Consider the following 4,591-nt stretch of genomic DNA (forward strand, 5'->3'; position numbering starts at 1 on the left):
GACGGGCAGCCCGTCGGGATGGCCAGCGGGGCGCCGACCGATCAGGACGGCGTCGTCGAGCTGATCTCGATGTACGTGGCGCCGGTGGGACGTGGCCGCGGCGTGGGCGACCACCTCGTGCGGGCAGTCGGGCAGTGGGCACGGCTGGTGGGCGCAGGGACGCTGCGCCTGGCTGTGGTGGAGGGCAACAGGAACGCCTCGGCGCTCTACCAGAGGAACGGCTTCCGTGACACGGGTGAGCTGGGCGACCTGATGCCCGACGGCGTGCGTCGGGAGCACATCATGGCCAAGAGTCTCGTGGCTTAGCGATCGGCCGTCGATCGAGGCCCTCGACCAGGGCTTCACAGCCGGTAGCCAGAGGGTCGGGGATCGTGTAAACCCACTAAAGCGACGCTCGTAGGTGGGTAGCGCGCAACGAAACGGTACGCCCAGGTGGTGGAGCGGCTCTTGCGACGGAACGTCGCCAGCTTGGCGAGGATCGCCACCATCGCGTCGGGTGCAGGCTGGTGGGCGACGTCGGTCAGCGCGGGCCCGGTCGCCGGGGAGCGCGTCGCGCGCCGGCGCACCTCCCGCAACGCCGCGCGCGCCGGCATCTCGTGCAGCCGATCGAATGCCATGTCTCGATCGCCACCGGTGCCGGAGAGATCCCGCACCCATCCGGCTGACTCCTCGTTCAGGCCGACCACCTCGGCCCGGGCCGGCGCGCGGACTCGGGGTCCGCGCGCCGGAGGTGTCAGACCGTCGCCCGCTTCGGGAGCTTCCACCCGGGGCGGGGAAAGTGGCAGGTGTAACCGCTTGGGTAGGTCTGCAGGTAGTTCTGGTGCTCGGGCTCGGCCTCCCAGAAGTCGCCCGCCGGGGTCACCTCGGTGACGACCTTGCCGGGCCACAGGCCCGAGGCGTCGACGTCGGCGATCGTGTCCTCGGCGACCCGCCTCTGTTCGTCGCTGGTGTAGAAGATCGCCGAGCGGTAGCTGGTGCCAATGTCGTTGCCCTGGCGATTCTTCGTCGAGGGGTCGTGCACCTGGAAGAAGAACTCGAGCAGCGCGCGGAAGTCGGTCTTCTCGGGGTCGTAGAGGACCTCGATCGACTCCGCGTGGGTGCCGTGGTTGCGGTAGGTGGCGTTCGGGACGTCGCCGCCGCTGTAGCCGACGCGCGTGGACACGATGCCGGGCTGGTGGCGGAACAGCTCCTCCATGCCCCAGAAGCAGCCGCCGGCGAGGATCGCCTTTTCGGTGGTCACGTCGCCTCCTTACTTGTCGTCGGTGTCGGTGTTGGTGCCACTCGTGAACAGGGTGCGGTATTCGCCGTACCCTGCGTTCTCCAGGTCGTCGAGGTGGATGAACCGCAACGACGCGGAGTTGATGCAGTAGCGCAGCCCACCCTTGCCGGGGGGGCCGTCGTTGAAGACGTGGCCGAGGTGGCTGTCCCCGTGCAGCGAGCGGGCCTCAGTCCGGATCATCCCGTGGCTGGAGTCTTCGCGCTCGACGACGTTCGTCTTGGCGATCGGCTTCGTGAAGCTGGGCCAGCCGGAGTTGCTGTCGTACTTGTCGACCGATGCGAACAGCGGCTCGCCGGACACGACGTCGACGTAGATGCCGGGCTCGTGGTTGTCCCAGTAGGCGTTGGCGAACGGACGCTCGGTGCCGTCCTGCTGGGTCACGCGGTACTGCTCCGGGTCGAGCCGCGAAACGGCCTCCGGGTTCTTGTGGTACTGGGTCTGCTCGGGCACAGCTCTCCCTTCCCGGCCTTTCGGTATGAAGCTGAAGAACCAGGCAAGACGCACCTGGACATGCGAACATACAGACACTCCACGGAGCGGCTGTATTCCCGATACGACTGGACTCTACAGTCCCAATCAACGTTCGATCCTGAGTGAGGCCAAACCGAGGGCACTCCAGTGCCGGCGGTGCCGCCCGGATCGGTTCCGGCAGGAGGTGGCAGGGGTCTTGCTGAGCATCCGCACCTAACGTGCAGGTCTAACGGCGGTGCGGGTGCCGCGTCCGTCGTCGAGGCAGAGTGGGATGACGGTGTGTTCCTCGTCCAGATCTAGCACCCGCTTGACCTCAAGAGTGGACTTGACCGACCAGTTACGCCGAGTCTAGGTTCGGGTTGTCCGACTGGTGCCTCTGCGCTAGCTGTGCGAGAAGCGAAAACGCCGTGCAGGCGAGGACCGGATACAAGGAGGTGCCGGATGAAGGCGATCGTGGTGACGGACCAGGCTGCGGGAACGGCCGGGATGACCCTGGTGGAGCGACCCGAGCCGCAGGCAGCGCTGAACGATGTCGTCGTTCAGGTTCATGCGTCGGGATTCGTCCCGACTGAGATGGCGTGGCCCTCGACCTGGACCGATCGTCTCGGCCGCGACCGGACGCCGTCGATCCCTGGGCACGAGCTGGCCGGAGTGGTCAGCGCTCTCGGGTATGGCACGACGGGACTGTCTGTGGGACAGCGGGTGTTCGGCATCACGGACTGGACTCGCGACGGCACCCTGGCGGAGTATGTGGCCGTCGAGGCACGCAACCTCGCGCCGCTGCCCGGCAACGTCGACTTCATGGTGGGCGCGAGCCTGCCGATCTCGGGCCTGACCGCGTGGCAGGGACTGTTCGAGCACGGCCGCCTCCAGGCGGGGCAGAGCGTCCTCGCGCACGGCGCGGCCGGCGCAGTCGGTTCGATGGTGACGCAGCTCGCACGCGAGGCCGGCGCCTACGTCATCGGCACCGGGCGCGCTGCAGACCGTCAGACGGCGCTCGACTTCGGCGCGCAGGAGTTCGTCGACCTCGAGAACGACCCCCTGGAAGACGTCGGCGGAGTCGATCTGGTATTCGATGTCATCGGCGGCGACATCGGGAAGCGGTCCGCAGGCCTGATCCGAGCCGGAGGAACGCTGGTGTCGGTCGTCGGGCCGCCCGAGGCGCGGCCCGCGGACGGCCTGGCGGTCGACTTCGTCGTCTTGCCCGATCGCGCCCAACTGAGTGAGGTCGTCCGGCGGGTGCGGGACGGACGACTGCGGACGAACATCGGCAACGTCGCAACCCTCGACGACGCCGTCGCCGCTCTCAATCCGACCGAGCGGATCACCGGGAAGACGATCATCCGCGTTCGTCCATAAGGACTCGGGGACACACGCCGGCGGGGCTGCGGACGTGCCCGTACGCGTCCGCAGCCTGCGACTGTGGGAAACCACCCAGCAAATTCGGCGAGACCGTGGCTCGGCCGACCCACACGTGGTCGCGCTCGATGGTGAGATCAGCGACTCCACCATGCCGACCAGTTCGCCAAGGCCTACCCCGGCGGCTAATTCGAGTGGTTCATCGCCGAGCAGCAGCTCATCGCGGCCTGCGCACTACACGGGACGTTTACCCGGTCGGGTCCGGCGCGGCCGAGACAGTCCCGGCTGGCGGCTCGAAGGTAGTGCGATCCGTCCCGACGACATTGTCACGTTGGGCACCGCCGCCTCGGCGGCCCGGGCCATCGACCAGGTTCACCGTCCGGGTGGCCGGCACGGCGGCCGACAGCGTGTCGGTGGACGTCGACACCGCGGCCCCTGGCAGCCGGGCTGCCTCGGTGACGACGCTCGTCGCCGCCGTCCACGACGTACCGGCGCGAGCTGGCACCGCCGCCCGCGGCCCTTCGACGACCGGTTGAGACCGGCGACGAACGTCACCGCAAATTTCTTGCCCGGCTACGGTTCCCGTCCGCGACGAACTCACCGACGGAGCGACCAGCGCGGCCCGTTCGGCGTGTCCTCGACGACGCCCCCGGGCGTCGCCAGCCCCTTCCTAGCGCGTCGGCGTCGCGTAGTCCTTGCGCGCCCCGGCCAACTGGCGCTGCTCCAGCGTGACGTCGACGAGCACGCCGAGCGCGTCGCGGTACTCGTCACCGGCGCCCACCTGCTGGGCCCAGGGCTCGGCGCGTGGGTCGAGCCCGAGCATGTCGAGCATGCGGTGGCGCCGAGCCTGCCGGGCCTGCTGGTTACGCGCCCACGACGTGCCGTACGACGTGTCCTCGCACGCCCGCGCCGCCGGACCGAGCGCGAGCGGCCGGAACGTCGGTTGCATAGGCCGTGGCCCGTTGACATGCGTCTGCACGTCACACGCATCACCCGCAGCTGATCCTGGCTTGGGCCATGAATCAACAAGAGGGAATCAATGTCGCGGCCGACCCACGGGCCCGTTCCCGCTGCGGCTGGACACGGCGGGACGCCCGGCGTGGCGGAGGTCGACCGCACCGTCAACCGCGACGGAAAGGTCTCCCTCGGTCAGCACGTCGTCCTGGCCGCGGAGATCCTCGCCGGCCGCCGGATCGGGGTCCGAATCGACCCCACCACCCTGGCGTTCTTCGGGACCCGAGCCCCGGCAGCTGCCGCGCACCCGACCCCACCTGCTCACCCCGGCGCAGATCGTCCGCCTGTCAGGTGCCCCGCCCCGCCGGACCACCCCCGCAACCCTCCACCGAACCCGTCCCGGGTGCAACGCCGCGCCTCCGACAGACAGCCGGCATGCAACGGTGTTGGGTCTCAGGACCTGCGTGACAGAACAGTCTCAAGACATGGGTGACGCTTCCGGCTAGCCGGGTGGTGACGGCGGCTCGG

6 protein-coding genes are annotated in these 4,591 nt (G+C 69.0%); 2 read left to right on the forward strand and 4 right to left on the reverse strand.

The features are described from left to right. Positions 1 to 306: GNAT family N-acetyltransferase (locus tag ACL02O_RS33610; protein ID WP_412822214.1), on the forward strand; the 306-nt coding region annotated here is incomplete at its 5' end. 35 nt (positions 307 to 341) lie between these two features. Here the strand turns inward: ACL02O_RS33610 and ACL02O_RS33615 are convergent. The 3 genes from ACL02O_RS33615 to msrB all read right to left on the reverse strand — a co-directional run bounded on the left by ACL02O_RS33615 (position 342) and on the right by msrB (position 1,729). Beyond that, a complete protein-coding gene (locus ACL02O_RS33615; RefSeq protein ID WP_412822215.1) occupies positions 342 to 653 on the reverse strand; it encodes a hypothetical protein in 312 nt (103 codons plus the stop codon). A gap of 80 nt (positions 654 to 733) precedes the next feature. Beyond that, entirely contained in the window at positions 734 to 1,240 is a 507-nt protein-coding gene (msrA, locus tag ACL02O_RS33620; protein WP_412822216.1) for a peptide-methionine (S)-S-oxide reductase MsrA, read from the reverse strand. Between the two features lie 9 nt (positions 1,241 to 1,249). Beyond that, positions 1,250 to 1,729 (reverse strand): peptide-methionine (R)-S-oxide reductase MsrB, encoded by a 480-nt coding sequence (msrB, locus tag ACL02O_RS33625; RefSeq protein WP_412822217.1) that lies wholly within the window; start codon positions 1,727 to 1,729, stop codon positions 1,250 to 1,252. A gap of 462 nt (positions 1,730 to 2,191) precedes the next feature. On the opposite strand from msrB, the gene ACL02O_RS33630 reads away from it, so the two are divergent. Next, positions 2,192 to 3,109 (forward strand): NADP-dependent oxidoreductase, encoded by a 918-nt coding sequence (locus tag ACL02O_RS33630; protein ID WP_412822218.1) that lies wholly within the window; start codon positions 2,192 to 2,194, stop codon positions 3,107 to 3,109. A gap of 670 nt (positions 3,110 to 3,779) precedes the next feature. Here ACL02O_RS33630 and ACL02O_RS33635 read toward each other — a convergent pair. Then, the gene (locus tag ACL02O_RS33635; RefSeq protein WP_412822219.1) at positions 3,780 to 4,058 is read right to left on the reverse strand and encodes a hypothetical protein; all 279 of its coding nucleotides are present in this window, start codon (positions 4,056 to 4,058) and stop codon (positions 3,780 to 3,782) included. Between the last annotated feature and the right edge of the window lie 533 nt (positions 4,059 to 4,591).

It is taken from the genome of Micromonospora mangrovicola, from assembly GCF_047200535.1.
Lineage (GTDB): Bacteria > Actinomycetota > Actinomycetes > Mycobacteriales > Micromonosporaceae > Micromonospora.

Excerpts from the sequence above, each read along its gene's own strand:
- ACL02O_RS33630 (WP_412822218.1), top strand. The coding sequence starts at position 2,192 with ATGAAGGCGATCGTGGTGACGGACCAGGCTGCGGGAACGGCCGGGATG.
- ACL02O_RS33635 (WP_412822219.1), bottom strand. The coding sequence starts at position 4,058 with ATGCAACCGACGTTCCGGCCGCTCGCGCTCGGTCCGGCGGCGCGGGCG.